Here is a 26,813-nt window from a genome sequence, read left to right as displayed (position 1 = left end):
CCGCGCTCAGTGCCCGGAATGCGGATCGATCGGTTCGGGGCTGGAGAAGATCGAGGAATCCGCGTCGCCCTTCACCGTCAGCACACCGCTCAGGCCTTTCTCGGCGCGCGACAGGGCGTGATCAACGAGGATGTATCTGCCCGGGTAATCCGCGACGAATTCGACCATGGTCGCTCCGCCGGCAGGCACGAGGGTCGTCTGCACATCCGTCAGCGGCGGGCTGGTCAGCGAAGCCTGGTCGAAGACCTTGTCGAAGATTTCACCGATCACGTGAAAGCTGGAGATCAGGTTGGGGCCACCGACTCCGAAGAAGATGCGCACGCTGTCGCCTGCGTTGACTTCCATCTTGTGAGTCTTGGTCAGCGCATCGGTCGCGCCGTTGAACATCATGTGTTGCGGCGTTTCACCCAGCAGCATGTCCAGCGAGAACTCATGCAGACCGCGCGCCCCCCTGGGGCTGGCGGTGTACAGCTCACCCTGCATTACATAGAACTCGTGATCGACCTTCGGCAGTCCGCCCTCCGGCTCGACCAGAATCAGTCCGTACATGCCGTTACTGATGTGCTGAGCAACCATCGGCGTAGCGCAGTGATAGACGTATAGCCCCGGCTGCAATGCCTTGAAGGTGAAGGAGCGTGTTTGCCCCGGTGCCACCTGGGTAACCGCCGCACCACCACCCGGGCCGGTCACGGCGTGCAGATCAATGGAATGGATATGGGCGCTGTCAGGCTCGTTACTGAGATTAAGGGTGACGGTATCGCCCTCGCGTATCCGCACCATGGGGCCGGGCACCGTGCCGTCGAACGTCCAGAATTTGTAGGTACTCCCGTCGGCGAGGCGGCCCTCCTCCTCGGTAGTGCGAAGGTCAAGGGTAATGCTCTTCGGTTCACGGTCACCAACCGGCTCACCTACCTGCATCGGATCCTTGGACAAATCCTTGCCTTGTTCGACGACCGCCGCCGGTCCATCGCCCACAATCAGCTTGCCGACCATTCCCGCAGCCTTGTGGCCAGGCAGTGTGCAGTAGTACTCGAACGTCCCGCTTTTGGTCGCACGAAACACGATTCCGGTCGCCGCGCCTTTGCCGGAAATTTCGCTGGACGCAGCGTCGAATTCAGGTATGGCGATATCATGCACTGCGCCGTCGCCATTGATCAGATTGATCTGAACCACCGCACCTTCGGGCACTCGCAATTCGGGATTCACTTCGCCACGCGTCGGGCCGGACTCACTGACATAGACGAGTTTTCCATCTGCGATGTCGGTCCTAAGTGTAATCGTGACATCTGGGCGGTAACTTACATCGCTACTGGATTTCGCTTGCGCCCAAAGGACACTTGGTAAAACCAGTAACACGAGCAGCAGAACTCTAGAACAATGGCGCATGCCTGGCCCTCTTAACATCGAGTTGATCTCGACCATCAGTTTAGTCACGAGAAAACTATCCGTCGGAGTAAAAAGTTGCGGCGCACCCTATCAATTCAAAAGAAGCTTATTAAAAGCGCAGAATAATTGATCTGGTATTAATCCCAGATAGGGAAAGAATTGATTCGAGTCAAGCTTGGCGCAGGCATGGCAGCCAGCGCATACGGCGCGGAATTAATACCAGCATTGGAATGTGCTTGAGTCTTGGCGACGAGGCTGCCGACAGGCGGTCAGAGGTCGTCCTCTACCGTCGATAAAGAGAGCAGCCGGATAGATACCGGGCTACAATCGTCAGCTATTTTTAATGGGATAGCGCTAGTCCATATCCAACAGACGCCCGCTGAGATATCAAAACGTTTTCTGTAAGTGTTCAATTGCGCGACAAAAAACAATACGCACGTAACCGCTAATCTAATTTTCATTGAAATGAGCCGCTATTTATAAGCTCCCGCTTCTCTCTCTTTAAGGCGAAATGAGCTCGTTTTGACAGGCGATCCTACAGCTCCGCTATTACGGCTAACAGGCGTGATTTCGCTACATTTGCGCGCCAGAGGTTTGGGCGATAACGTTATGCCACCTTTCCCGACTATTCCGATCATGACCAAGCCCCGCTCCTGTCCGGCCCTGCAGCTGGACAACCAACTCTGCTTCGCTTTGCATTCGACCTCGTTGCTGATGACCAAGGTCTACAAGCCGATGCTTCGACGGATCGGCCTAACCTATCCGCAGTACCTGGCGATGTTGGTGTTATGGGAAGGCGATGCAATCACCGTAGGTGACATCAGCGCGCGCCTGCTGACCGATCCGGGCTCGCTCACACCGCTACTGAAACGGCTTGAGGCTGAAGGCTTCATCACTCGCACTCGCCGCAGCGATGACGAACGGGTAGTGGAACTGCGTCTGACCGAGCAGGGTCGAGCATTACAGGCTGAAGCCGAATGCTTTCCGGCCAGTATCCTCAGCGCCAGCGGGCAGACCGCGGAAACGGTGGCAGCGCTAAAGACGCAAATCATCGCCCTGCGCACCGCACTGCAAAAACTCGCCTAATCCCTCCTAGCGGCCCGACGATGCTCGCTGCTGTGCCAGCGGCGGAATGGCCGAATGGCGAAAAACCTTGCGCGCAAAGTAAATCCTGACTACCTTCCTCACGGCATTTGGTTAGCGCGCAAAATAAATTCCATTACGCTAAGGAGAAAATCATGCAACCCATTCAGCCTCTCTACATAGCAACCGTTGCGGCAACCGGAGGGCGCGATGGGCGAGCCGTTTCGTCGGACAGCAACCTTGACGTCAAGTTGAGCACTCCTCGCGAGCTGGGCGGTCAGGGAGGCGACGCAACGAACCCGGAACAGCTGTTTGCGGCCGGGTATTCGGCGTGCTTCATTGGCGCCCTGAAGTTCGTCGCTGGCCAGCAGAAGCAAACGTTGCCGGCCGACACCGCGGTTACCGCCAACGTCGGTATCGGCCAGATCCCTGGCGGGTTCGGCCTCGAGGTCGAGCTGCAGATCAGCCTGCCAGGCCTTGACCGGGAGCTGGCCCAAAGCCTGATCGACGCTGCACATCAGGTTTGCCCGTACTCCAATGCAACTCGCGGGAACATCGACGTCCGCCTGGTTCTGAGCTGACAGCCCTGAGTGCATCGATACGTCTGGTGACCCGAAAAACGCTCTTCGGGTCATACAGTCAGGTGAGCGACCTCAGGCCCGCCCTGATCAGAGATCATCAGATTCGCAGAGCCACACCGAGGCGCAGCTCGCGGCCAGACTCGTAACTGCCACGCACACCTTCGTAGCCTGGGATACGCTCAAAATCTTCGTTACTGGCGTGGTCCAGATACTGCTTGTCAAAGACGTTTTTCAGCGTCAGGTTCAGGACAAGACGTTCATCGGGCAAAGCCGCCCATTGCGCATAAAGGTCGTGCACGCCATACCCTGGTTTGTTCAGAGTGCCGACACCGGTGTGCAGTGAATCCACCGCCTGAACGAAACGGCCCTGCCAGCCCAAATTCAACCTGTCACCAACCCGGTAATCAGCGAAGCCAATCCACGTATCGCCTAGTGTGGTACCGAGACCGTTGTGTTCGTAAACGTTCAGGTCATCGCCATCCAGCTCGATATCGTTATGGTGGAAGCTCAGCCCAACGCTCAGCTGCTGCCAGTGATAAGCGCTTTGTAGCAGAACGCCGCGGCTTTTCAGCGTCCCGCCGTTCACATAGAGATTGGGCCGGCCGCTGGGATCGTAGATCGCATCGCGGATCCGCGTATCGTAGATCTTGCCGGACAGCTCCAAACCGCCCTCTCGGAATTCGAATCCCAGCTCGTTGGTGCGCGCTTTTTCGGCATCGAGATCCGCCTCGTTGGCAGCCGCGTCAAGCTTGAACGCATCGCGGACTTGCACGCCGCGAAGCGCTTGGGAGTGACCAGCGAGCAACGCAAGTTGCGGAGTTACTTGGTAGCGAAGGCTCAGATTTGGGCTGAAGCCTGCGTCGGCGAAGTCCTGCCCGTCGCGATCATCAAGGCGGTATCGATCGTAACGAACACCCATGCCCAACAGCAGCCTCTCGGTCAGCCGATAACTATCCTGGACGTAGAAACCGAGCACACTGCCCTCCTCCTGATCCAGATCGCGATCGCCGGCAGGGCCTAGACTGGTTTTGTCGTCTCGGTAGTCAATCCCATACGTCAGACTATGAGCACCGAATTCGCTGGTATTGCGCACATCCAACCCTGCGCTAGCGGTATCGCCGATATACAGACCCCAGCGGCCATCCTGCTGCAGTTCTGTGGACGTGTGGTAGGTAGTCACCTCAAGATCAACCAGTTCGCTTAGCGGGTTCCAGCCGTACTTCAACGTCCAGGTTTCACGCTCTGTTTCCAAAGGAAAGAGCGGATTGAAGCTGCTCGGGATCCATTGAGGTCGCTGGGCGCGTTCGCCTTCATCGGTGCGCTTCTCGTAGGACAGGCGCAGCGTCTGCTCATCGGTCAGCCGGCCGACCAGCTTGGCGAAACCTAGTTGTTGACGCGCGCCCGTGCCCAGCACATCGCGCCCGTTTCCATCTTCGTAATCGTTCTGGTCTTGATAGGTCGCCACGGCCAATGCAGACCAGTTTTCGTTGAAGCGGCCGTAAAGACTCGAACTGGTTTTGTATCCTTCAGCCCTGCTGAAATAGCCACCCTTGATAAGCGCGCCTACCTGTTCGCCCTCCCGCAACAGGTCATCGGGGTCCTTGGTGACGAATCGAATCGAACCGCCCAGCGCCCCTGGCCCGGAAGTCGCGTCACCCGTTCCCGCCTGCACCTCAGCACGCTTTAGCAGTTCCGGTTCGATACCAATGCGACCGGTGTGGTGGAACGTCTGACCCGGCTGGCTGGCACCATCGATCGTGATATTGAGCAGCGTGTCCTCGAAGCCACGCAAATAGAGCTTCTGCGCGACTCCGGGACCGCCGCCAACCGAGACCTCGGGGCTGGACTCGAACACATCCTGAAGATCAGCCGCCTGAAAATGCTGAAGTTGTTCGGCCTCAACGCTGTCCTCTTGAACATGGCGCGCCGTCACTTCGACACCGCCGAGCTCAAGGGGATCGCTGGATTGAGCCTGGCAGGGCAAAGCGCTCAACAGCGCAGCGAACGATAAGGAGCCAAGTAAAGACCGCTGGCATGGACAGTGTTGCATTGGTGAACCTCGATCATTAATGCGAACGTTTCGTATTAATGATTGTCACCGGAAGGGTCGGCCTTCTGTATCACTTTTACAACTGTTACGCGGCGGAGACCTCGCGTGGCAACCGGATAGTCATGCAAAGCCCTCCTTGCTCATTATTGCGCGCAGTCAGGCAGCCGCCGATGGCGAAGACCTGGCGCTGCGCTAGAGCCAGCCCAAGACCGAATCCCGCTCGATCTGAACTCAAACGCTCAAATGGCTGGAAAATGCGCTCTAACCATTGCTCTGGCACCCCAGGCCCTTCGTCGATGACCTCAAGAAGGTACGTCTGTGGATCGCAGTTCAGATGAATGCTCACCTTGCCGTCGGGTGGCGTGTGCTCAAGAGCGTTGCGTACGATGTTCTCGATCGCTTGGCCAAGTGCGCGGTGGCAACTGCCAGTTAGTTCAGCCTCTACTGGAAGTTGCGTATCGATGTGGCGATCCGGAAATTCGAAACGTGCGTCGTCGATAATGCTGTCGAGCAGATCGGTGAGATCCAGCGTCTCGTCGCGCAGCCTCGGGCGCTCGGTCTCGAGCCAGCTCAACGTCAGTGAATCCTCGACCAGCGCACGCATCGCGGTACAGTCCTGGCGGATACGCCGTAGCAGGATGGTTGGCGCTCCGCCCTGCTCAGCCAGGCTCACCGCCATCTCGATACGGGCCAGCGGCGTACGTAGTTCGTGGGACATCTCGGCCAAACGCTGGCGCTGATCAATGATCAAGCCTCCGATACGCTCAGCCATCGAGTCGAACGTCTCGGCCAGGCCCGCCAGCTCATCGCGCCGCGAGCCCAGCAACACTCCGGCCCGAGCTTCATAATCCCCTTCGCTGAAGCGACGGGTTGCTTGTTGGAGTCGATTCAGCGGTCGCATCAGATGGCGATACAGCAAGAGGCAGCCAATCACCAAGAGGATCAGCGGCAGAACCAGCTCGAGCAACAGCCGCGCGGGGTACCAGTAATGCCCGGGCCGCATTCGCTGCGGCAGCTGAATCAGAAAATGCCGCTGTCCATCGGCGAACGGCACGTCCATGATCGGGTTGTCCTGAAAGTAGAGGTGGATCTTCCAGGACGGGTCCCGCCCGAGACTAAACTCACTGAGGAAGCGCTTGGACAACTCACTGCCGGCCAAGGCTTGCAGCTGCGGCTGGACTACCGCTGCCCAAGTTTGCTCCTGGCGCTGCACACTGCGCAGCCAGTCCCGCAGCGCCCGCTCATCGCCAGTGCGATACAGCTCTTCGGCCTGCAGTGCGTACTGACGCAGGGTGCGCTGATGGTCGGCGTCAATGAAACTCATCTGTTCTTCGGCCTGACCACTAAGCCGTGCGATGACCCAGAACAACGCTACGCTACCCAGCGCCACGCCTAGGCAGAGTTTCCAGAACAGGCGCCGATTCATTGGAAACAGTAGCCACGACCGTGGAGCGTTTGCAGTCGGTCGGCTGCCACGCCTGCCTCGCTCAAACGTCGCCGTATCCGGCTGACGTGCATATCGAGGCTGCGGTCATAACCGCTGTACTCACGCTCCAGAACCACACGGTAGAGATAAGGTTTGCTGAGCACCTCCCCACGCTGAAGCAAGAACTGCCAAAGCAGCCGAAACTGCAAGGGCGTCAGCGAGAGGTCATACGAGCCGGCGCGTGCATGTAGACCGCATCGTTCGAGAACAAGTGAATCGACCTGAAGCGTCGATGGCGACGGTACGCGATGTTCCATGCTGCGAGTTCGCCGCAAGATCGCGTCGATGCGCAGCTGTAGTTCGGTCAGGTTGAATGGTTTGGACAGATAGTCATCCGCGCCGTGGCGCAGTCCGCGAATCCGTTCTTCCTCTGCTCCGCATGCGGTGAGCATGATCACCGGTGTCTGTTGTTGCTCGCGCAGCCGGCGCAGTACAGAAAGCCCATTGATGTCCGGCAGCATCACATCCAGCAGCACCAGGTCCGGTGCATTGGCCAACGCCATAGCCAGCCCGCTTTCGCCGAGCAAGCTGGAGCGCACTGCATATCCCTGCAGGCGTAACAGATCGCCGAGTTGAGCGCTGAGAACCTGATCGTCTTCTATAACCAGCACATCAGCCAGGTATCCGCCCATTGCCACTCCCTGTTGGGTGGATGCACCCATCGCTTAAAGATAACAATTCTCATCAAGTTTAAGCGAAAGCAGTGATTGGCGAGAAGGCGGAATCGGTCCCTATGGAGGAAGCCGGTATCAGGCGCGGAAAAAAAGCACCGTCATCACGGCACCGGTGATGATCACGACCGCCCGAACGAAGCTCGAAGGGAGCCGGCGACCGACGCGTGCCATGACATAGCCGCCGACAGTCGCCGCCAGCATCATCACCAGCGCTTCGCGCCACAGGATCGCACCGCCGAATGCATATACAGACACGGCGATCGCGGTCAGTACAGACGAAACCAGATTCTTGAGCCCCTGCATCGAGTTGATGTCTCGATGGCCGAGCAAGCTGAATGCAGCGAGTAGCACGATGCCCAGACCGCCATTGAAGTAGCCGCCGTATACGCTGACAACAGCCAGAGTGAAACCCTGCACCAGTGCATTCGCCTCATTTTCGGTCGAATCGCGCTTGAACCTGCGCAATAACCAGGGCCCGAAGGCGAACAGCAGCGTCGCGATAAGCAATAGCCAAGGCACGATCGCACGGAATACGTCATCGGGCGTGGTCAGCAGCAACCCCGCCCCTACTGCACCGCCGCCGAGGCTGATGGCAACGAGCGTCCCCATCGACAGCGTTGCTGGCGGGCGCAGGTCCTCTCGATAGCCCCAGGTACTTGCAAAATAGCCAGGTAGAAGCGCGAGCGTGCCTGAGGCATTGGCCGCCACAGCAGGCACGCCGGCGTAAACCAATGCCGGGAACGTGAAAAAACTACCGCCACCGGCAATGGCGTTCAGCCCGCCGCCAAGAAAAGCGGCAACCAGCAGAATTGCCCACGTCGTAATCGAATGATCCATGAAAGTTCTACTCCCTTGTGTCCGCGTTTCGAGAATCGGTTTCCAGCGTACTGGCCAGCGTTTCGAGCGCCGGAGTCAACAGCTCGCTGGCCGCTATGGCAGCCTGCTCGGGACAACCGCGGGCTATGGCGTCATAGACAGCTGCGTGTGCTGCATAGGTGGGTTCCGGGAGCTGCTGCTCGCCCTCCGTCTTGGCAATGGTGTTCTGCAGACCCGCCCAGAAGAACTGATACATTTCCAGCAGCGTGGCGTTGTGGCTGGCGCGGACGATGCTCAGATGAAAATCGGCATCTCGTTCGACGAACGCTTCAAGTGTGGCGTCATCGGTCCAGGTCCCTCGCGCTCCGAGAGCGTCACGTATCGTTTGCAGGTCCTCATCCGTGCGCCGCGACGCTGCCAGACGCGCAGCTTCGACCTCCAGCGCGCGTCGGACTTCGAGCTGGTCATGCAGCGCGGCGTGATCTAGGCGCTGGAGTAATCCAGACGGGTCTCGACTGGAGAGCACGAACGTCCCCGCACCCTGGCGGACCTCCAGCACCCCGGTATGAACCAGCGCTCGCACTGCCTCTCTGACGGTATTTCTGCCAACACCTAAAGAGTTGCTGAGCTGGCTTTCGGTAGGAATTCGCATACCCGGCGTCCATTCGCCAGCATTGATCTGCGACCGCATTTGCTCAATTACCCGTTCTACAAGTGACGAGCGCGAGGTGTGCTGCAGCGACATATGATCACCTTCAGATTCATCCCATGTTTCAATCATAGGATGAATTTCATCCGGTACACAATTGGATGCTTCAATCGATCATTTCCTTGTCAGCCGCAGGTAGCTCGACTGCTGCTGTGAGCCGCGGCAGACAAGCGTGTTGCCCGGAGCGCAGCGAGCGCGCTGTGGTGACTAGCAAACTTGCGAATGCGGCGAGCAGTTATCCTCGCGTTGTTGCATAGCCTGGGACAGGCAAAAGGGCTATGCGCAAGGCTTCCCGACAGAGCCGTGCTCAGGCAGAAGCCAGCCTCGCGTACCTGCTAGCAAAGCTTGGTAAGCTGGCCGCGTTTTACTGTCATTTGGGGGTTCCGTGTTTTCGCTCAAGCGCAAAGGTGATTTCCGCCTGCAGCTGACCCGCACGCTGAAGCAGCCTGGACGGCACAAGATCGAGCTGTATCTGTTCACCCCGCACGAGAGCAACCTGTCGGCCTGGACCCTGTCGGAAGAGCAGTTTTTCTTTACCACCCTGACGCACAGTTTCGGGCTGCTTGGCATGCCATCGAAGGACCGCATCAGCAAGGCTGACCAATCCTTCGTGCTGCTCTCACCGCACTACGAAATCATGTACGGCTCCTGGTTCTTCCAGTACCAGGCTTCAATGGAGCGGTTGCGCCAGCAGATGCTCACGTCCGAAGCTGTGGCAGAGCCCGTAGCGCGCGCCCTGCGGCTCAGCCAGAACTTCGCGCAACGCCTGCGCAAGTCCAGTCCGAAGCAGAGCAACCAACAGCGCTACTTCCGCCAGATGGACATCTATTTCTCGTGGCATGCCGAGCAATTCTTGCTGGAAAGCATGACCCTCGAGGGCTACGCGGCCCTCGACGAGGAACTCAAGCAATCAGTGGCGGAGTTCCTGCACCAGGAACACAGATACCGTAAGGAGCGCGAGTACCTGAGCGACTTCCACGGCACCCCGACACGCATATGGAACCGCATGGCTCTATATCACCGGCTGCTGGAGTACCCAGTACTGCTGCGTTCGAAGGTTACGCAGTTGGGCGCCGGCACTCACAAGCTGGTCAAGGCGGCGTCGACGATGCTGATCATGTCGCTCTTCACCTACTTCCTGTTCAATGCGCGCGACGCTAGCGAGAAACTCTCGCTCACTCTTCTGCTTGTGATAGCGCTGGTCTACGCCGTCCGTGATCTGCTGCGCGACGACATGATCACCGCCATCACCCGCAGACTACGCAAAGGCAAGCCGCGCTGGAAGATTCGCCTGTTCATGCCCTACACCCGCAAGTTGCTCGCGCAGCAACGGGTCTGGCTTGACTATCGCAAGCTGGCCGATCTACCGCCCCTGGTTCGGGAACACTCCGGCAAATGGGCCACCAACGAGGAGCGGCAGATCATCTGCTATCGCGTGCTGCTGAGTCTGGACAACGCAGCATTGGAGCACGACGAGATTCGGGAGCGGCTCACACTGGATTGCGAACAGCTTTGCGCGATGATCCAGGCGAGCCACAACAAATTGTTTGTCCCGGCCGACGAAGATGATTCCGCCAGCGATGGCAGCAAAGGTTCAGTTCAAGCCCACCCCATCGAGAAGCAGCACGACTACAACCTGCTGCTGTTGCATACCAATCCCGGTGAGCATTTTCCATCGGCCCAGCGCTGGCGCCTGAGGCTCGGTACCAACGGCATCGCGCAATGCGAAAGCAAGAAGGCCCACTGGCCTGAACCACCTGAGCTACAACGCCCCGCATGGCATCGATTGAGTCGCCTGTGGCGGCGAGGATGATCAGTACCATAACCTCTGCTGGTGAACACATGAACCTCCGCCGTCTGCGCTGCAAGGCATCGTGCGTAGCCTCACGTGTTACAACAGCAGACACAAAAAAGCCCCTGTTACGGGGCTTTTAGAGATTTTCGATTCTTCTTGCAAAGCTTCGAAATCATGAGATGGTGCGGACGGAGAGACTCGAACTCTCACACCTTGCGGCGCCAGAACCTAAATCTGGTGTGTCTACCAATTTCACCACGTCCGCCAAGCAGGGCTTAAACGAAAACGCCAGGCAATGCCTGGCGCTTTCTGGAATATGGGGTGGACGAAGGGGATCGAACCCTCGACACCAGGAGCCACAATCCTGTGCTCTACCAACTGAGCTACGCCCACCATATTGCATTTGCTTGTGCCAGAGCCCGAAATGGCGCACCCGGCAGGACTCGAACCTGCGACCATCCGCTTAGAAGGCGGATGCTCTATCCAGCTGAGCTACGGGCGCTTTATCTGCATTCTGTTCGGAGCGCAGACTTGAAGCTCCGGCTATTGAAGAAGTAACCCCTCTTCGAAAGCCATCTTACCCAGCAGCAGGCTGTGCTCGACAAGCGGGGCGAATGTTATAGAGGCTCCAAACACTCGTCAACAGCAAATTCAAAAAAATTTCAGTTAGATAAAGGAGTTACAGGTGCCGGTAGCTGCTTCGCCTTTGCCACATCGCTGCGACATGCGAGAATACGCGCCCTTTCCAAGTCCTCTCCAATGGTTAACCAAGCGTCATGACCGCAAAACTGATCGACGGTAAAACGATTGCTGCCAACATTCGCCAACAGATCTCCGGTCGTGTTGCCGAACGCCGCGCCCAAGGGCTTCGCGCTCCCGGCCTCGCCGTAATTCTGGTGGGCAGCGACCCAGCCTCCCAGGTTTACGTGGCGCACAAGCGCAAGGATTGCGAGGAGGTGGGCTTCAATTCCGTGGCCCATGACCTGCCGAGCGATACTCGCCAGGAAGATCTTCTTGCGCTGATCGATCAGCTCAACGACGACACCTCCATCGACGGCATCCTTGTGCAACTGCCGCTGCCAAAGCACCTCGATGCCTCGCAATTGCTCGAGCGCATCCGTCCGGACAAGGATGTGGACGGCTTCCATCCCTATAACGTCGGTCGTCTCGCGCAACGCATGCCGCTGCTACGCCCCTGCACGCCAAAGGGGATCATCACGCTGCTGGAGAGCACCGGTGTCGATCTGCACGGTCTGGATGCGGTCGTCGTGGGCGCATCCAACATTGTCGGTCGCCCAATGGCGCTGGAACTGCTCTTGGCTGGCTGTACCACCACCGTTACCCATCGCTTCACCCGCAACCTCGAAGAGCACGTTCGCCGAGCTGATCTGGTCGTGGTAGCGACCGGTATCACCGGCCTGGTAAAGGGAGAGTGGATCAAGCCTGGGGCGATCGTCATCGATGTGGGCATCAACCGCCAGGCTGACGGGCGCCTGCTGGGCGACGTTGAATTCGGACCAGCCAGCGAACGCGCCGCCTGGATCACTCCGGTTCCGGGTGGAGTAGGTCCGATGACCCGAGCCTGCCTACTGGAAAATACACTGCACGCCGCCGAACATCTGCATCGATAACTACTGCGAGTGAAACAAGAACGGCACCTTTCGGTGCCGTTTTTGATTACGCCGTCCCTTTTATTCAGCAAGACGCCATGTCGTTCCGCCTTTGCCATCCTCCAGCACCACCCCCATCGCGGTGAGCTGTTCACGGATACGATCGGATTCGGCCCAGTTCTTTTCAGCTCGAGCCGTGAGGCGCGCAGCGATCAACGCCTCGACCTCGGTGGCATCGACCTTGCCCGCCGCACCAGCCTGCAGGAAGGCTTCAGGCTCAAGCTGCAGCACGCCCAATACACCAGCCAATTCCTTGAGGCGCGCAGCCAGCGCCGCAGCTGCGGCCAGATCAGACTCACGCAGACGGTTCACCTCACGGATCATCTCGAACAGCACCGCGCAGGCTTCCGGCGAATTGAAGTCGTCGTCCATCGCCACGCCGAAGCGCGCGACGAACTCGTCGCCGCCGCCCGGCGTCGCCTCAGGCAGGCCCTTGAGGCCGTTGTAGAAGCGTTCCAGGGCGCCCTTGGCCTCGCGCAGGCTGTCTTCGGAGTAGTTGATTGGGCTGCGATAGTGGCTGGAAACCAGCAGATAGCGCACCACCTCAGGATGGTACTTTTCCAGCACTTCCCGAATGGTGAAGAAGTTGCCCAGACTCTTGGACATCTTCTCGCCATCGACACGCACCGCGCCGGCGTGCATCCAGGCATTGGCGTACTGCTTGCCAGTGGCTGCTTCACTTTGGGCAATCTCGTTCTCATGGTGCGGAAACACCAGGTCCGGACCACCTCCATGAATGTCGAAGGTCTCGCCTAGGCAGCAGGTCGACATCACCGAGCATTCGATATGCCAGCCCGGACGACCGGCACCCCAGGGCGAATCCCAGCTCGGTTCACCTGGCTTGGCGCCCTTCCACAGCACGAAATCCAGTGGATCTTCCTTGGCCTCATCGACCTCGATGCGCGCGCCGATCTTCAGGTCCTCGATCTTGCGCCGCGACAGCTTGCCGTAACCGACGAACTTGCCGACCCGGTAATAGACATCACCATTGCCCGGCGCATAGGCGAAGCCCTTGTCGATGAGCGTCTGGATCATCGTGTGCATGCCGGCGATATGGTCAGTCGCACGTGGCTCGATATCCGGACGCAGTACGTTGAGGCGGGTCTCGTCCTCGTGCATGGCGGCGATCATTCTCTCGACCAGCGCCTGGAACGGCTCGCCGTTCTCGCTGGCACGGCGGATGATCTTGTCGTCGATGTCGGTGATGTTACGCACGTAGGTCACGTCGTAGCCGCGGTGGCGCAGCCAACGGGTGACCACGTCGAACGCGACCATCACCCGTGCATGACCGATGTGGCAGAAGTCATAGACCGTCATGCCACAGACGTACATGCGCACCTTGTTGCCTTCCAGCGGGCGGAACGCTTCCTTGGTCTTGGTCAGCGTGTTGTAGATCGACAGCGCCATCATTGACCCCAGGAGTCACGCAGCGTGACGGTGCGGTTGAACACGGGAGCGCCCGGCTTGCTGTCCTTCATGTCGGCGCAGAAATAGCCTTCGCGCTCAAACTGGAACCGCTCTTCAGGTTCGGCACTGGCCAGCGACGGCTCGGCACGGCACCCCTTGAGCACAACCAGCGACTCAAGATTGATGTTGTCGAGGAAGCTTCCGCCCTCCTCGTCCTTTTCCGGATTGGCCGACCGGAACAGGCGATCGTACAGACGCACCTCGCACTCGACGCTCTCGGCGGCCGGCACCCAGTGGATGACACCCTTGACCTTGCGCCCCTCCGGATTCTTGCCGAGGGTGTTCTCGTCATAGGAACAGCGCAGCTCGACGATATTGCCCTGATCATCCTTCACGGCTTCATCGGCACGGATGACGTAGCTGCCGCGCAGGCGCACTTCGCCGCCCGGAATCAAGCGTTTGAACCCAGCCGGAGGGACTTCCTCGAAGTCGCCGGCGTCGATGTAGAGTTCCCGGCTGAATGGCAGCACCCGCACGCCCATATCCTGCTTGGGATGGCGCGGTAGCTCGAGGTTCTCGACCTGGCCTTCCGGGTAGTTGGTAATCACCACCTTGAGCGGCTTGAGCACGCACATCGCACGGGCTGCATTGGCATCAAGATCTTCGCGGATGGCGAACTCCAGCATGCCGATGTCGACGACGCCACCGGCGCGATTCACACCGATCATGTCGCAGAAATTGCGGATCGACGCCGGGGTGTAACCGCGACGACGAAAGCCAGAAAGCGTCGACATCCTCGGATCGTCCCAGCCGTTCACGTGCTTCTCATCGACCAGCTGCTTGAGCTTGCGCTTGCTGGTGATGGTGTAGTTCAGGTTGAGGCGGGCGAATTCGTACTGACGCGGCTGCGCCGGCACCGGCAAGTTGGCCAGGAACCACTCGTACAGCGGCCGGTGATCCTCGAATTCCAATGTACAGATCGAATGCGTGATGCCCTCGATGGCATCCGACTGACCATGGGTGAAATCGTAGCTGGGGTAGATGCACCACTTGTCGCCGGTCTGGTGATGGTGCGCATGGCGAATGCGATAGAGGATCGGGTCGCGCAGGTTCATGTTGGGCGAAGCCATGTCGATCTTCGCCCGCAGCGCACGGGCGCCATCCGGGAATTCACCGGCTTTCATGCGCGCAAAGAGATCGAGGTTTTCCTCCACCGACCGCTCGCGGAACGGACTGTTCTTGCCGGGCTCGGTCAGGCTGCCGCGATACTCACGCGCTTGTTCAGGCGTCAGATCACATACATAGGCCTTGCCCGCCTTGATCAGATGGATGGCCCACTCGTGCAGCTGATCGAAATAGTTGGAGGCATAGCGCTCCTCGCCCGCCCACTGAAAGCCCAGCCATTCGACATCACTCTTGATGGCGTCGATGTACTCCTGGTCTTCCTTGGCCGGGTTGGTGTCATCGAAGCGCAGGTTGCACTCGCCACCGAACTCCTTCGCCAGGCCGAAATTCAGGCAGATCGATTTGGCGTGGCCGATATGCAGATAGCCATTGGGCTCAGGCGGGAAGCGGGTGACGATCTTGGCGTGCTTGCCGGAGTCCAGGTCGGCCTGGACGATCGGACGGAGAAAGTTGCTAGCGGCGGGAGTCTCGGGCTTGCTCATGATGTCCTTAACGATCAGCGAGTGCGGCTCAGGGTAGGCCGACCAAATCAAAGCGCTTATCATAGCGGACCCGTCAACCCCCTGACAGAGCAATGCGCCCAAGGCGGCACTGCCATCAGCGCCTGACGGCATTCGGTACGACGACCCTTGCAGCGGCCTGTCCCGCACTTGGCCAGCCCCACGAAAACGGAATCTCTCCCCGATGATCAAACTGCACACCAACTACGGCGTCATCACCGTCAACCTGTTCGAAGACAAGGCACCGGAAACCACTGCCAACTTCAAGGAATACGTGAAGAGCGGTCACTACGACGGCACCATCTTCCACCGTGTGATCAGCAACTTCATGATCCAGGGCGGCGGTTTCGAGTCTGGCATGAAGCAGAAGCCGACTCGCGCCCCTATCAAGAACGAGGCCAACAACGGCCTGTCGAACAAGACCGGCACCCTGGCCATGGCCCGCACCATGGAGCCGCACTCTGCCTCCGCGCAATTCTTCATCAACGTGAAGGACAATGACTTCCTCGACCACAGCGCGCCAACCGTTCAGGGCTGGGGTTACGCCGTGTTCGGCGAGGTGACCGAAGGCATGGACGTGGTCGAGAAGATCAAGGCCGTGGCGACCACCATGAAATCCGGTCACCAAGACGTTCCAGTGGAAGACGTGGTGATCGAGAAAGCGGAAATCGTCGAGTAATCGCGAGTGATCCTGCTGATCTCCGATCTGCACCTGGAAATGGAACGCCCGGACATTACCCGGGCGTTCCTGCATTTTCTCGCCACTCGCGCGTGCCAGGCCGAAGCGCTGTACATACTCGGCGACTTTTTTGAGGTCTGGATCGGCGACGATGCCATGACACCCTTCCAGCAATCGATCGCCGACGCGTTACGCGCCCTGAGCGAACGCGGTACGCGCATTTACCTGATGCACGGCAACCGTGACTTCATGCTGGGCAAGGGCTTCTGCCGCGCGGCGCGCTGTACGCTGCTGGGCGACCCGAGTGTGGTCGAGCTCGGCGGTGAGCGCGTCCTGCTGATGCATGGCGACAGCCTGTGCACCCGCGACGAAGGCTACATGCGGCTACGGCGTTTGCTGCGCAATCCGCTCAGCCTGTTCATCTTGCGTCATCTGCCGTTGTCCACTCGCCGAAAACTCGCGCGCAAGCTGCGCAATGAAAGTCGCGTCCAGACGCGCATGAAGGCTTCGGACATCATCGATGTCACCCCGGAGCTGATCCCTCGAGTACTCGCCGAGCATGGCGTGCGGACCCTGATCCATGGCCACACCCATCGCCCCGCGACACACGAACTGGAAGTCGACGGCCGCCCGGCACGGCGCATCGTGCTCGGCGACTGGGACCAGCAAGGCTGGGCGTTACAGGTCGACGAGAGCGGCTTTCAACAGGCCCCGTTCGATCTGAACTAAGCCGCCAGCGGCACGCCGCTGTGGAAGCGAAACTCGGCGTCCGGGCTTTCGATGAGTTCGCGCTCGCGTTCACGTACCCGAATGATCGCCGCATCGACATCGGCCGCATCGCCATATTGGTACGCCAGCTTGAGATAGTCCTGAAAGTGCCGCGCTTCCGACTTGAGCAGCCCGTGATAGAACTTGCCCAGCTCCTCATCCAGATGCGGCACCAACATGGCGAAACGCTCACAGGAGCGTGCCTCGATAAAGGCACCGATCACCAGCGTATCAGTCAGCCGGTACGGCTCATGATTGCGTACGAGTTCACGCAGGCCGGCTGCATAGCGTGACGACCCAACGTTCCGCAGCTGGATCTCACGTCGGCGAACGATTGCCAGTACCTGCTCGAAATGACGCAGCTCCTCACGGGCGAGGCGCGACATCTTGTTCTGCAGGTCCGGTTTGTCAACGTAGCGAAACATCAACTGGAACGCCGCACCTGCCGCCTTCTTCTCGCAGTTTCCATGATCGATGAGCATCACATCCTGATTCTGCAACGCTGCATCCACCCATGCGGCGGGTGTGGCACAACCGAGGAATTCGTTGAGATCAGGAAGCATGTCTAGCCTTGCATATTCAGGAACTTAATAAGCCGACAGTTAAATGGCACCGCCGGACACCGGACGGGCATTATTGCGAATGCCGCGCGGAGCAGCCAGCCTTGCTTGATATACATCACGGCCGGCATCGCAGGCTTGTCTATAGTTGACCAACCTGAATCTGGAAATGGAGCCGATCATGCAAGCCATTCGCTGCATCCTCGTGGTAATTGACCCGAACCAGCCGCAAGAGCTGGCACTCAAACGTGCGCGACTGATCGCAAGTGTCAGCCAGTCCCGCCTGCACCTGCTGGTGTGCGATACCAAACACGACCACGGTGCCCACCTGACCGCACTGAGCGAACAGCTGGCTAGCGAGGGCCATCAGGTGTCCACCCAGCAGGCGTGGCACGAGAGCATCCATCAGACCATCATCAACGTGCAGCAGGCCGAAGGTTGCGGGTTGGTCGTCAAGCAGCACGTGCCGGACAACCCCCTCAAGCGCGCCCTGCTCACTCCCGAGGACTGGAAGCTGCTGCGTTATTGCCCCAGCCCGGTGCTGATGGTGAAAACTGACAAGCCATGGACAGGTGGAAACATTCTCGCCGCGGTGGACGTCGGCAACGCCGATCTGGAACACCGCACGCTGCACGCGACCATCATCAATCACGGCTACGAGATCGCCAGCCTCGCCGACGGCAAGCTGCACGTCATCAGTGCGCATCCTTCAGCGATGCTTTCCGCCGCCGACCCGGCGTTCCAACTCAAGGAAACCATCGAAGCTCGGTATAGAGATGCCTGCAAGCAGTTCCAGGAAGAGTTTCAGATTCCTGACGCTCAGCTACATGTCGAGGAAGGCCCTGCCGATGCGCTGATTCCGCGCGTTTGCCACCAGCTCAAGGCCGTCGTCACAGTGATCGGCACGGTGGCGAGGACCGGATTCTCCGGCGCGCTGATGGGTAACACTGCCGAGGTGGTGCTCGACACGCTGGAAAGCGATGTCCTGGTACTCAAGCCCAACGACATCATCGATCACCTCGAAGACCTGGTTCGCCACTGAGTCAGACCGCTCCGAGCGAAAGCGCTGGCCCGCGGGCTTCATCAGACCCTGAAGTCGATACCTTCCGCTAGAAAGCGTGGCGCGATGTAGCGCTCGTAATGAGCCTCGGAAAGCAGGAAGAACTCCTGATCGATCGCGTCGCGCAGTTCAGGCAGCGGTCGATCACGGAATTCGGGTAGCAAAGCAACGCCATAGGCTTCGAGCTGCTGAATCAGCCGCGCACCGCGCGCGATCAACTGATAGGCCCAGCAGTAGGGAGACTGCTCCACTACAAAGCGGATCTGCCGAGCCTCCAGCTGCTGGCGCAACAGCTGAGCATCGAACACTTCGAGCTTGGCCGTCATGACCTGCGCCAGGAGGATTTCCAGACGCCGCCATACCGCCCGCTTTTCCTCTTCGCCGTAGGCGTTCCAGTTAACCACCTCATGATGGAATCGCTTGCACCCACGGCAGACGATATCGCCGTACACCGTCGAGCACAGACCAATGCAAGGGGTTTTGATGCGCTGTGAGGACATGACCGAAGCAGGTTGATGGCGGGCCGAGCATCTTAGACTTTTGTCCTACCAGGGTCATCGCTTGTTTAAAGCGTGGACCCCTCTTGCGCCGCCACAAGCCCAGGCCCCGCGAGCCCGAGCGAAATCTTTTCACGCAAGCTAACGAAGCCTTGGCGGCGGCCGCCGCTGGCGCTCGACTTAACTTTTGGGGCCATTTCCAGTAGTATCGGCCCGCCGTTTTTGGCGCCACATTCCATACGAAGCTGTTTTCAAAGCGTCACGAGCACAGTTGAACCGGCTGCGTGCCGGATGCGCAGATTTATCTTCACCCTGCCCATCCGGCCTCGCCCGCCCGGCGTAAAACTTTGAAAACAGCTTCCGGATGCGCGTCCCGAAACACCCAAGGGACCAATGATGAGGGTAAAAACTGTGCTTGAAGCCTATCGCAAACACGTAGAAGAGCGTGCCGCCCAGGGCGTCGTGCCCCAGCCGCTGAACGCCGAGCAAACCGCAGGTCTGGTTGAGCTGCTGAAGAATCCGCCAGCCGGCGAAGAAGAATTCCTCGTTGACCTGATCACCAACCGCGTCCCCGCTGGCGTCGACGAAGCCGCCTACGTCAAGGCCGGCTTCCTGTCCGCCCTGGCCAAAGGTGAAACCTCCTCGCCATTGCTGAGCAAGCAGCGCGCTGTCGAACTGCTGGGCACCATGCAGGGCGGCTACAACATCGCCACTCTGGTCGAGCTGCTGGATAACGCCGAACTGGCCGCTGTTGCCGCCGAGCAACTGAAGCACACCCTGCTGATGTTCGACGCTTTCCACGACGTGGCCGAAAAAGCCAAGGCCGGTAACGAGCACGCCAAGGCTGTGATGCAGTCCTGGGCCGAAGGCGAGTGGTTCACCAACCGCCCGGCAGTTGCCGAAAAAGTTTCCCTGTCCGTATTCAAGGTCACTGGCGAAACCAACACCGACGACCTGTCGCCTGCTCCAGACGCCTGGTCGCGCCCTGACATCCCGCTGCACGCGCTGGCCATGCTGAAAATGGCCCGTGAAGGCATCAACCCGGACGTACCGGGCTCGGTCGGCCCAATCAAGCAGATGGAAGAACTGAAAGCCAAGGGCTTCCCAGTTGCTTATGTCGGCGACGTGGTCGGTACCGGCTCCTCGCGCAAGTCGGCCACCAACTCCGTGCTGTGGTTCTTCGGTGACGACATCCCGAACGTGCCGAACAAGCGCGCCGGTGGCTTCTGCTTCGGCACAAAGATCGCCCCGATCTTCTACAACACCATGGAAGATGCCGGTGCCCTGCCGATCGAATTCGACTGCAGCAACCTGGCCATGGGCGACGTGATCGACGTCTATCCATACGCTGGCAAGGTTTGCAAGCACGGCACCGATGAAGTCGTCACCACTTTCGAACTGAAGACCGACGTCCTGCTGGACGAAGTCCGTGCTGGCGGTCGTATTCCGCTGATCATCGGCCGCGGCCTGACCGAGAAGGCCCGCGCCGAGCTGGGTCTGGCACCGTCCACCCTGTTCAAGAAGCCGGAAGCGCCGACTGACAGTGGCAAAGGTTTCACCCTCGCGCAGAAGATGGTCGGTCGCGCCTGCGGCTTGCCGGAAGGCAAGGGCGTTCGTCCGGGCACCTACTGCGAACCGAAGATGACCACCGTCGGCTCGCAGGACACCACTGGCCCGATGACTCGCGACGAGCTGAAGGACCTGGCTTGCCTGGGCTTCTCCGCCGATCTGGTCATGCAGTCGTTCTGCCACACCGCTGCCTATCCAAAGCCGATCGACGTCAACACCCACCACACCCTGCCGGACTTCATCATGAACCGCAGCGGCGTGTCCCTGCGTCCGGGCGACGGCATCATCCACAGCTGGCTGAACCGCATGCTGCTGCCGGATACCGTTGGTACAGGTGGTGACTCGCACACCCGCTTCCCGATCGGCATCTCCTTCCCGGCCGGTTCCGGCCTGGTCGCCTTCGCCGCCGCCACTGGCGTCATGCCGCTGGACATGCCGGAATCCGTACTGGTGCGCTTCAAGGGTCAGATGCAGCCCGGCATCACCCTACGTGACCTGGTTCATGCCATCCCCTACTACGCCATCCAGCAGGGTCTGCTGACTGTCGAGAAGAAGGGCAAGAAGAACATCTTCTCCGGTCGCATTCTTGAGATCGAAGGTCTCAACCAGCTGACCGTGGAGCAGGCATTCGAGCTGTCCGACGCCTCCGCCGAGCGTTCGGCTGCCGGCTGCACCATCAAGCTGCCGGAAGACTCGATCGCTGAGTACCTGAAGTCCAACATCACCATGCTGCGCTGGATGATCAGCGAAGGTTACGGTGATGCCCGTACCCTGGAGCGCCGCGCTCAAGCGATGGAAGCGTGGGTCGCCGATCCGAAGCTGCTGGAAGCAGATAAGGACGCCGAATACGCTGCAGTGATCGAAATCGACCTGGCCGAAGTGAAAGAGCCCGTGCTCTGCGCGCCGAACGACCCGGACGATGCCCGCCTGCTGTCCACCGTTGCTGGCGAGAAGATCGACGAAGTCTTCATCGGCTCCTGCATGACCAACATCGGCCACTTCCGCGCTGCCGGCAAGCTGCTCGACAAGGTCAAGGGTGGCATTCCGACCCGTCTGTGGCTGGCTCCGCCGACCAAGATGGACGCTCATCAGCTGACCGAGGAAGGCTATTACGGCATCTACGGCAAGGCTGGCGCGCGCATGGAAATGCCGGGCTGCTCGCTGTGCATGGGTAACCAGGCTCGCGTGCAAACCGGTTCCACTGTGGTTTCTACCTCCACTCGTAACTTCCCGAATCGTCTGGGTGACGCCACTAACGTCTACCTGGCTTCGGCAGAGCTGGCGGCAGTAGCGTCCATCACCGGCAAGCTACCGACCGTCGAGGAGTACATGGAATACGCGAAGAACATCGACAGCATGGCTGCCGATATCTATCGCTACCTGTCTTTCGACCAGATCGCCGAATTCCGTGACGCTGCGGAGAAGGCCAAGATCAAGGTCGTCGAAGTCTGATGACGCCGTAAGGCAATAAAAAAACCCCGCCTCGGCGGGGTTTTTTATTGCCTCCATCGCCGCTGCCCCCTTCGCCAATCAGAGCGGCGACCAAAGCCTGCACACGCACGCTGCTACAGCAATGCGCACCGGCCACACCTGCCATCACCGCGCAGCACAGCCGCAGAAAAAACGCCATCGGGAAAAAGGGATTGCCACTAGAGATAGTCTTTTCCCACAGACAAAGAAAAGCCCGGACTAGCCGGGCTTTTCTAGGCGTAGCTAACTCAGATTACTGAACCTGAGCTTCCACTTCTGCTTCAACGCGACGGTTGATCTGACGACCTTCCTCAGTGGCGTTGTCGGCAACCGGACGGGACTCACCGTAACCTGCGGAGTTCACGCGGCCACCCTCAACACCGTATTCGTTGACCAGAACGTTGCGCACTGCTTCGGCACGGCGCTCGGACAGACGCTGGTTGTACTGGTCAGTACCAACGGAGTCAGTGTGACCTTCAACAGTGGTGTTGGTCTGCGGGTACTGCTGCATGAAGTCAGCAAGGTTCTTGATGTCGCTGTAGCTTTCTTCACGAACGCGCGACTTGTCAAAATCGAACTTGACGTCCAGTTCGACACGGACCAGCTCAGGAGCAGGCTCTGGTTCGTTGTCGACAATTGGAGCCGGAGCCGGCTCTGGAGTCGGCTCGACTGCTGCAACCTCGCGAGCACCACCACCGAAGTTCAGACCGACACCAACACCAGCCATCCACTCAGCTTCGTCTGCATCGATGTTGTACATGCCGTCGACGCTGGCCTTGGCAAAGAAGTTCTCGGTGAAGTAGTACTTGAGACCGGTACCAACATTAGCGAAGGTGCTGCTGTCACGACCGCCACGAGTCGCCTGGCCGATGCTCTGATGAGCCACACCAGCGGAGACGTACGGACGCAGGCCTACGCCTGGCGCGCCGAAGTGGTAGGCAGCATCCAGAGAAGTAAGGCTGCCCTTGATGTTCTTGTGGCTGCCATCGGCGCCGACCGGATCCTTGGAGGTCAGGTCATGGTATTCGCCGTAGGACAGACCCAGGGAAACGTCGTCGGTAAGGAAGTAGCTGGCGCCAGCGCCATAAAGCTCGCCGTCACGCTGCACGTCACGCGAGCTATCGGTGAAATAGTGCTTACCGAACGCTTCCACCTCTACGGCGCCCTGTCCTTGGGCCAGCGCGCTGAAAGAAGTGGCGGCAACCATCGAACCGATAACGACGCCTAAGGTGTTTTTAAGTTTCATCCGTAAATCCCCATCTGGTGGTTAGAATCAGAACAATCTAAGGAAACCGGCTGTCTGTATGCCCAAGCTGTTCGCAAGGTATAAGACAAGTTTCCAGGATTAAGTTTCAGTAGTATCGGAAAATTTTTCCCGCAGCTTATCGAGCGCACGCTTGTATCGCATCTTCGTTGCACTCAAACCCATATGCATGATGTCTGCGATTTCTTGAAACTCAAGTTCAGCAACAAAACGCAACACCAGTATCTCTCGATCGATCGGATTCACATGCACAAGCCACCGGTCGAGCCCAGTCTTCTCCTCGATTCTCGGCGCCTTCTCGTCGGATGCCTCTTCAAGCGGGTCGAGGCTGAGTGCGTCAAGCAAACGCCGCTTGCGGCGCTCCTTACGATATTGAGTAATGCATTCGTTATAAGTGATGCTATATAGCCACGTCTTGAATTTCGATTTGCCCTCGAAGTTTTTCAGCCCATATAAAACCTTGAGCATAACTTCCTGACATACATCGTCGGCGTCCCGCTCGTTCCCCAAGTAACGCGCACATACATTGAACAGTGTGCGCTGATATCGCCGCATAAGCTCTTCATATGCACGCGTTATATGAAATAGTTCGACATGAGCATGCTGCACCAGCTCTTCGTCGGTGAGCTGGCGAGGGTCGTAGCGCGATATGGACGATGGGGTTTTAGTCAAGACGCTTCGAGCCGGCAGTCGGGGGCACGGCCACCATTAAGGAAACCGGAAAAAAGGCGACGTACTTTACCAGAATCGCAAGGCTAACGGCTGCCGACGCGTTGTTCGAGCAGTACTCTGTTAGCGACAGAGGTCAGTTCGCCGTCGTCGGTCAGTAGCAATGTCTTGACCGTTCCGATTTCCTCGATCTGTCCTTCGATATCCGCCAGGCGCACGCGCTGCCCTACCTCGTAAAGCTCACGCACATAGATGCCAGCCAGTATCTGCGATACCAGCTCGCGACTGCCGAGTCCAAACGCAAGCGCAACTGCCAAGCCGACGGTGATCAGCACGATGGCGATGACATAGTTGAGGAGTTCGGTCTTGACCTCGAGCTGTCCGATCGCAACGGAGATGCTGATGATGATCACGAGCCCCTGCGCCATCCGCGCCAGGCCGTTGGCATAGTCCAGCCCGACACTCTCGGCAGCGCCACGCACCAGGCCGCTGAGCAACTGCGCCAAGAGCACGCCTGCGAGCAGAATCAGTGCCGCGCCAAAGACTTTAGGTACGTAGAGGGCCAGCATATCCAGCGTTGCCGACACCCGCTCAAGCCCCAGCGATTCAGCAGCTGAAACCAGAAAAATGAGCAGCACAAACCAGTACACGACCTTGCCGATCAGCGCGGAAACCGGAATGCGGATCCCCGCCCGCCCCAGCAGCTTGGTCAGACCGGTACCCGCCATCAGCCGGTCCAGGCCCACCTTGGCAAGCACTTTGGAAAGCAGGGTGTCGAGGAGCTTTGCGACGACGAAACCAAGCAGGACGACGACCAATGCGCCGAACAATCGGGGAATGAACGCGGCGACGGAAGCCCAAAGGGAGCTCATCGCCGACAACAGACTCTGGGTCCAGGGATCGAATTCCATAATCAATCAGCCTTATCGAACGAGCAGTTAGGTGTTTCTCGGCGAGAAACCGGAGCGACATGACCTGAGCCGCTGTTGACTGCGATCATCAAGGCCTGCAGCCAGTGACCGATCAGTGCAAACAGGTCACCGGCGCCAACCTGCCGGTTGGCCGTTTTCAACACACGGCCCAGACAAGCGTCGTCATCATGAACCGAGGGCTTGTTGAGCAGATCGCGCAGGGATTCTTCGAAGGGATCGCGCATGCAAACCTCGCTAAAGTATGTGATCTAGACGGCTTACGGTTAGGTGGGAGTCACATTCACACCCAACGCAGGCGGCGCAGTATCCACCATTGCAACAGCGCAACGCCGCCGATGAGCAGGCAGGCAACGACGAACCCGTAGGAAAACTCGGCCCCGGGAATACCACCCACATTGATCCCCAGCAGCCCAGTCAGGAAGCTGAGCGGCAGAAAAAAGCCGGTAATTATAGCCAGCAAGTACATGGTGCGGTTCATCCGCTCGCTCAGCCTGCGATGCTCTGACTCCAACACCAGATTCACGCGCTCGCGGACCATCTCAAGTTCTTCCAGATAACGGATGAGCCGGTTACTCAGCTCGTTCCAGTATTCCGTGTCATCCTCGGCAAACCAGCTCGGTTGATTACGCGTCATCTGGCCGTAGAGCTCGCGCTGCGGCAGCAGGAAGCGCCGCAGGCTCGCGGCCTGCCGGCGCAAGGAAAGCATCGAAGCATGTTCCAGGGTGTATTGCTCATCTCCCTCGAGCCGCTCTTCCACGGCGTCAATGCGCTCGGCCAGCTGAGTGACCAGATCATCGACTCGCTCGGTCATCGCCTCTGCCAGATAGAGCAGCAGTTCAGAGGTCGATTTCGGCCCCCTACCTTCCAACAGCAATCGAATCACTACTTCGGTGGAGCGCAGCGGCCGAAGGCGAAGCGAAATGACCCGCTTTTGATCGGCGAATACGCGCACGGAAACCATGTCTTCTGGCTCGGCATCGGGGTTCAGATTCACCCCCCGCAAGAACAGCAAGAGCCCTTCCTGCGGCAGCGCCAAGACGCGCGGGCGCGTGTTCTCCTCAAGCAGCACATCGCAAGCGAACCCACTGAGCCCGCTTTGCCTGCGCAGCCAATCCTGCGCCTGGGGCTGGCCACGATCCCAGTGCAGCCAGATGCTCTCATTGGCCGCAAGCTGCAGCTCAGGCAGGTCGCTATAGCCGATCTGGCGAGCCCCGCCGCTGCCATCGAGAACAAAGGCGTGGATCAGCCCGCGCTGTTCGCTTTCGGTTTCCCGCATCTATCCGTTCCGTCGCTGGTCATGAAAAGCCCGGCATCGCCGGGCTCAGGAATGATGGCACGCACAGCCGTTAGAGCCGGCTTTACTCCGGCATGGAAAGCGGCTCAGGCGACACGATGATGCCGTTGTTATCGGCGTATACGTAATCACCGGGACGGAACGTCACACCGCAAAACGTCACCGGAACGTTGAGATCGCCGATGCCGCGCTTGTCAGTCTTCATGGGATGACTAGCCAGGGCCTGAACGCCAAGCTCGGTTTGCGCGAGAACATCGACGTCACGAACGCAACCGTAGACAACCAGACCTTCCCAACCATTGCGTGCGGCTTTCTCGGCAAGCATGTCACCCAGCAGCGCACGACGGAGCGAGCCGCCGCCGTCGACCACCAGCACCTTGCCCGTACCGTCGACGTCGACCTGGTCCTTGACCAGCGAATTGTCCTCGAAACACTTGATGGTCACGATCTCGCCACCGAAGGAATCGCGACCACCGAAGTTGCTGAACAGCGGCTCGACGACCTGCACCAGGTCCGGATAGGCATCGCACAGATCAGGCGTGACGTATTGCATGGGAAACTCCTTCTGCTTGGAAATTACGGCGACATCCAGCGTACAGCCATATAGGCGCGCATATTAGCCGCTGGACGCTCTAGGCGGAACGAAATCGCTGGAATGACGATTATCAGCGCCAACAAAAACGGGGCTGACGCCCCGTTTTTGTTACCG

Annotated in this window: 24 protein-coding genes and 3 tRNA genes; 8 read left to right on the top strand and 19 right to left on the bottom strand. The window is 59.0% G+C overall.

Features of this window, described 5'->3' with window-relative positions; translation table 11 throughout:
* Positions 1 to 6 precede the first annotated feature (6 nt).
* Complete coding sequence (gene nirK / locus CW305_RS08335; RefSeq protein ID WP_228207011.1) at positions 7 to 1,434, bottom strand: copper-containing nitrite reductase; 1,428 nt, start codon at positions 1,432 to 1,434, stop codon at positions 7 to 9.
* 561 nt (positions 1,435 to 1,995) lie between these two features.
* Between nirK and CW305_RS08330 the strand changes: the two genes are divergently transcribed.
* Positions 1,996 to 2,472 carry a MarR family winged helix-turn-helix transcriptional regulator gene (locus CW305_RS08330; RefSeq protein WP_014820291.1) on the top strand — a complete coding sequence of 159 codons (477 nt, stop codon included), beginning with the start codon at positions 1,996 to 1,998 and terminating at the stop codon, positions 2,470 to 2,472.
* A 152-nt stretch (positions 2,473 to 2,624) separates the two neighbouring features.
* Positions 2,625 to 3,050, top strand: a complete 426-nt coding sequence (locus tag CW305_RS08325; protein ID WP_044314728.1) for an organic hydroperoxide resistance protein — start codon at positions 2,625 to 2,627, stop codon at positions 3,048 to 3,050.
* Positions 3,051 to 3,147: 97 nt separating this feature from the next.
* Here the strand turns inward: CW305_RS08325 and CW305_RS08320 are convergent, their stop codons facing one another.
* The 5 genes from CW305_RS08320 to CW305_RS08300 all read right to left on the bottom strand — a co-directional run bounded on the left by CW305_RS08320 (position 3,148) and on the right by CW305_RS08300 (position 8,821).
* On the bottom strand, positions 3,148 to 5,100 hold the full coding sequence (locus CW305_RS08320) for a TonB-dependent receptor domain-containing protein (protein WP_104097617.1): 1,953 nt from the start codon (positions 5,098 to 5,100) through the stop codon (positions 3,148 to 3,150).
* Between the two features lie 85 nt (positions 5,101 to 5,185).
* Positions 5,186 to 6,526 carry a sensor histidine kinase gene (locus CW305_RS08315; RefSeq protein ID WP_104097616.1) on the bottom strand — a complete coding sequence of 447 codons (1,341 nt, stop codon included), beginning with the start codon at positions 6,524 to 6,526 and terminating at the stop codon, positions 5,186 to 5,188.
* Positions 6,523 to 7,218 (bottom strand): response regulator transcription factor, encoded by a 696-nt coding sequence (locus tag CW305_RS08310; protein ID WP_045667123.1) that lies wholly within the window; start codon positions 7,216 to 7,218, stop codon positions 6,523 to 6,525. Before CW305_RS08310 ends, CW305_RS08315 begins: the two co-directional genes overlap by 4 nt.
* Before the next feature lie 117 nt (positions 7,219 to 7,335).
* Entirely contained in the window at positions 7,336 to 8,097 is a 762-nt protein-coding gene (locus CW305_RS08305) for a sulfite exporter TauE/SafE family protein (protein WP_045667124.1), read from the bottom strand.
* 7 nt (positions 8,098 to 8,104) lie between these two features.
* Positions 8,105 to 8,821, bottom strand: a complete 717-nt coding sequence (locus CW305_RS08300) for a FadR/GntR family transcriptional regulator (protein ID WP_104097858.1) — start codon at positions 8,819 to 8,821, stop codon at positions 8,105 to 8,107.
* 349 nt (positions 8,822 to 9,170) lie between these two features.
* Here CW305_RS08300 and CW305_RS08295 point away from each other — a divergent pair, with 349 nt between their 5' ends.
* Positions 9,171 to 10,598 (top strand): hypothetical protein, encoded by a 1,428-nt coding sequence (locus CW305_RS08295; RefSeq protein WP_104097615.1) that lies wholly within the window; start codon positions 9,171 to 9,173, stop codon positions 10,596 to 10,598.
* Positions 10,599 to 10,760: 162 nt separating this feature from the next.
* On the opposite strand, the gene CW305_RS08290 is transcribed toward CW305_RS08295, so the two are convergent.
* From CW305_RS08290 to CW305_RS08280, 3 genes are all read right to left on the bottom strand, one after another.
* A tRNA-Leu gene (locus tag CW305_RS08290) sits at positions 10,761 to 10,845 on the bottom strand.
* Positions 10,846 to 10,897: 52 nt separating this feature from the next.
* Positions 10,898 to 10,973, bottom strand: a tRNA-His gene (locus tag CW305_RS08285).
* Positions 10,974 to 11,005: 32 nt separating this feature from the next.
* Positions 11,006 to 11,082: transfer RNA gene (locus CW305_RS08280), tRNA-Arg, on the bottom strand.
* A gap of 274 nt (positions 11,083 to 11,356) precedes the next feature.
* Between CW305_RS08280 and folD the strand changes: the two genes are divergently transcribed.
* Positions 11,357 to 12,211, top strand: coding sequence for a bifunctional methylenetetrahydrofolate dehydrogenase/methenyltetrahydrofolate cyclohydrolase FolD (gene folD / locus CW305_RS08275; protein ID WP_014820299.1), 855 nt, complete (start codon positions 11,357 to 11,359; stop codon positions 12,209 to 12,211).
* Positions 12,212 to 12,271: 60 nt separating this feature from the next.
* Here the strand turns inward: folD and cysS are convergent, their stop codons facing one another.
* On the bottom strand, positions 12,272 to 13,657 hold the full coding sequence (gene cysS, locus CW305_RS08270; RefSeq protein ID WP_104097857.1) for a cysteine--tRNA ligase: 1,386 nt from the start codon (positions 13,655 to 13,657) through the stop codon (positions 12,272 to 12,274).
* Positions 13,657 to 15,324 carry a glutamine--tRNA ligase/YqeY domain fusion protein gene (locus tag CW305_RS08265; RefSeq protein ID WP_044314751.1) on the bottom strand — a complete coding sequence of 556 codons (1,668 nt, stop codon included), beginning with the start codon at positions 15,322 to 15,324 and terminating at the stop codon, positions 13,657 to 13,659. Before CW305_RS08265 ends, cysS begins: the two co-directional genes overlap by 1 nt.
* A gap of 202 nt (positions 15,325 to 15,526) precedes the next feature.
* Between CW305_RS08265 and CW305_RS08260 the strand changes: the two genes are divergently transcribed.
* A complete protein-coding gene (locus CW305_RS08260) occupies positions 15,527 to 16,021 on the top strand; it encodes a peptidylprolyl isomerase (protein WP_003300175.1) in 495 nt (164 codons plus the stop codon).
* Positions 16,022 to 16,027: 6 nt separating this feature from the next.
* Complete coding sequence (lpxH, locus tag CW305_RS08255) at positions 16,028 to 16,750, top strand: UDP-2,3-diacylglucosamine diphosphatase (protein ID WP_104097614.1); 723 nt, start codon at positions 16,028 to 16,030, stop codon at positions 16,748 to 16,750.
* On the opposite strand, the gene CW305_RS08250 is transcribed toward lpxH, so the two are convergent.
* Complete coding sequence (locus CW305_RS08250) at positions 16,747 to 17,352, bottom strand: MiaE family protein (RefSeq protein WP_014820303.1); 606 nt, start codon at positions 17,350 to 17,352, stop codon at positions 16,747 to 16,749. The two genes, lpxH and CW305_RS08250, sit on opposite strands and share 4 nt — an antisense overlap.
* A 178-nt stretch (positions 17,353 to 17,530) precedes the next feature.
* Between CW305_RS08250 and CW305_RS08245 the strand changes: the two genes are divergently transcribed.
* Positions 17,531 to 18,391 carry a universal stress protein gene (locus tag CW305_RS08245; protein ID WP_041014010.1) on the top strand — a complete coding sequence of 287 codons (861 nt, stop codon included), beginning with the start codon at positions 17,531 to 17,533 and terminating at the stop codon, positions 18,389 to 18,391.
* Positions 18,392 to 18,432: 41 nt separating this feature from the next.
* Here CW305_RS08245 and CW305_RS08240 read toward each other — a convergent pair whose 3' ends face one another.
* On the bottom strand, positions 18,433 to 18,909 hold the full coding sequence (locus tag CW305_RS08240) for a DUF1289 domain-containing protein (RefSeq protein ID WP_031297307.1): 477 nt from the start codon (positions 18,907 to 18,909) through the stop codon (positions 18,433 to 18,435).
* A gap of 408 nt (positions 18,910 to 19,317) precedes the next feature.
* On the opposite strand from CW305_RS08240, the gene acnB reads away from it, so the two are divergent.
* On the top strand, positions 19,318 to 21,927 hold the full coding sequence (acnB, locus tag CW305_RS08235; RefSeq protein WP_014820306.1) for a bifunctional aconitate hydratase 2/2-methylisocitrate dehydratase: 2,610 nt from the start codon (positions 19,318 to 19,320) through the stop codon (positions 21,925 to 21,927).
* Positions 21,928 to 22,198: 271 nt separating this feature from the next.
* Here acnB and CW305_RS08230 read toward each other — a convergent pair whose 3' ends face one another.
* From CW305_RS08230 to rraA, 6 genes are all read right to left on the bottom strand, one after another.
* The gene (locus CW305_RS08230; protein WP_104097613.1) at positions 22,199 to 23,191 is read right to left on the bottom strand and encodes an OmpA family protein; all 993 of its coding nucleotides are present in this window, start codon (positions 23,189 to 23,191) and stop codon (positions 22,199 to 22,201) included.
* A 99-nt stretch (positions 23,192 to 23,290) separates the two neighbouring features.
* A complete protein-coding gene (gene sigX, locus CW305_RS08225) occupies positions 23,291 to 23,881 on the bottom strand; it encodes an RNA polymerase sigma factor SigX (protein WP_014820308.1) in 591 nt (196 codons plus the stop codon).
* 83 nt (positions 23,882 to 23,964) lie between these two features.
* Positions 23,965 to 24,789: a mechanosensitive ion channel family protein gene (locus tag CW305_RS08220; RefSeq protein ID WP_046619381.1), complete on the bottom strand. Its 825-nt coding sequence runs from the start codon at positions 24,787 to 24,789 to the stop codon at positions 23,965 to 23,967.
* 2 nt (positions 24,790 to 24,791) lie between these two features.
* On the bottom strand, positions 24,792 to 25,034 hold the full coding sequence (locus tag CW305_RS08215; RefSeq protein ID WP_014820310.1) for a hypothetical protein: 243 nt from the start codon (positions 25,032 to 25,034) through the stop codon (positions 24,792 to 24,794).
* A gap of 56 nt (positions 25,035 to 25,090) precedes the next feature.
* Positions 25,091 to 26,086: a zinc transporter ZntB gene (locus tag CW305_RS08210; protein ID WP_104097612.1), complete on the bottom strand. Its 996-nt coding sequence runs from the start codon at positions 26,084 to 26,086 to the stop codon at positions 25,091 to 25,093.
* An 82-nt stretch (positions 26,087 to 26,168) separates the two neighbouring features.
* Entirely contained in the window at positions 26,169 to 26,657 is a 489-nt protein-coding gene (rraA, locus tag CW305_RS08205) for a ribonuclease E activity regulator RraA (protein ID WP_104097611.1), read from the bottom strand.
* Between the last annotated feature and the right edge of the window lie 156 nt (positions 26,658 to 26,813).

The organism is Stutzerimonas kunmingensis (assembly GCF_002929225.1).
Taxonomy (GTDB): Bacteria; Pseudomonadota; Gammaproteobacteria; order Pseudomonadales; family Pseudomonadaceae; genus Stutzerimonas.
This window is presented reverse-complemented; position numbering and strand designations above follow the sequence as displayed.

What these genes read in the sequence shown, in the direction of transcription:
- CW305_RS08330 (WP_014820291.1), top strand. Translation starts at nt 1,996, where the DNA reads ATGCCACCTTTCCCGACTATTCCGATCATGACCAAGCCCCGCTCCTGT.
- CW305_RS08325 (WP_044314728.1), top strand. Translation starts at nt 2,625, where the DNA reads ATGCAACCCATTCAGCCTCTCTACATAGCAACCGTTGCGGCAACCGGA.
- CW305_RS08320 (WP_104097617.1), bottom strand. Translation starts at nt 5,100, where the DNA reads ATGCAACACTGTCCATGCCAGCGGTCTTTACTTGGCTCCTTATCGTTC.
- CW305_RS08315 (WP_104097616.1), bottom strand. Translation starts at nt 6,526, where the DNA reads ATGAATCGGCGCCTGTTCTGGAAACTCTGCCTAGGCGTGGCGCTGGGT.
- CW305_RS08310 (WP_045667123.1), bottom strand. Translation starts at nt 7,218, where the DNA reads ATGGGCGGATACCTGGCTGATGTGCTGGTTATAGAAGACGATCAGGTT.
- CW305_RS08305 (WP_045667124.1), bottom strand. Translation starts at nt 8,097, where the DNA reads ATGGATCATTCGATTACGACGTGGGCAATTCTGCTGGTTGCCGCTTTT.
- CW305_RS08300 (WP_104097858.1), bottom strand. Translation starts at nt 8,821, where the DNA reads ATGTCGCTGCAGCACACCTCGCGCTCGTCACTTGTAGAACGGGTAATT.
- folD (WP_014820299.1), top strand. Translation starts at nt 11,357, where the DNA reads ATGACCGCAAAACTGATCGACGGTAAAACGATTGCTGCCAACATTCGC.
- cysS (WP_104097857.1), bottom strand. Translation starts at nt 13,657, where the DNA reads ATGGCGCTGTCGATCTACAACACGCTGACCAAGACCAAGGAAGCGTTC.
- CW305_RS08265 (WP_044314751.1), bottom strand. Translation starts at nt 15,324, where the DNA reads ATGAGCAAGCCCGAGACTCCCGCCGCTAGCAACTTTCTCCGTCCGATC.
- CW305_RS08260 (WP_003300175.1), top strand. Translation starts at nt 15,527, where the DNA reads ATGATCAAACTGCACACCAACTACGGCGTCATCACCGTCAACCTGTTC.
- CW305_RS08250 (WP_014820303.1), bottom strand. Translation starts at nt 17,352, where the DNA reads ATGCTTCCTGATCTCAACGAATTCCTCGGTTGTGCCACACCCGCCGCA.
- CW305_RS08245 (WP_041014010.1), top strand. Translation starts at nt 17,531, where the DNA reads ATGCAAGCCATTCGCTGCATCCTCGTGGTAATTGACCCGAACCAGCCG.
- CW305_RS08240 (WP_031297307.1), bottom strand. Translation starts at nt 18,909, where the DNA reads ATGTCCTCACAGCGCATCAAAACCCCTTGCATTGGTCTGTGCTCGACG.
- CW305_RS08230 (WP_104097613.1), bottom strand. Translation starts at nt 23,191, where the DNA reads ATGAAACTTAAAAACACCTTAGGCGTCGTTATCGGTTCGATGGTTGCC.
- CW305_RS08220 (WP_046619381.1), bottom strand. Translation starts at nt 24,789, where the DNA reads ATGGAATTCGATCCCTGGACCCAGAGTCTGTTGTCGGCGATGAGCTCC.
- CW305_RS08215 (WP_014820310.1), bottom strand. Translation starts at nt 25,034, where the DNA reads ATGCGCGATCCCTTCGAAGAATCCCTGCGCGATCTGCTCAACAAGCCC.
- CW305_RS08210 (WP_104097612.1), bottom strand. Translation starts at nt 26,086, where the DNA reads ATGCGGGAAACCGAAAGCGAACAGCGCGGGCTGATCCACGCCTTTGTT.
- rraA (WP_104097611.1), bottom strand. Translation starts at nt 26,657, where the DNA reads ATGCAATACGTCACGCCTGATCTGTGCGATGCCTATCCGGACCTGGTG.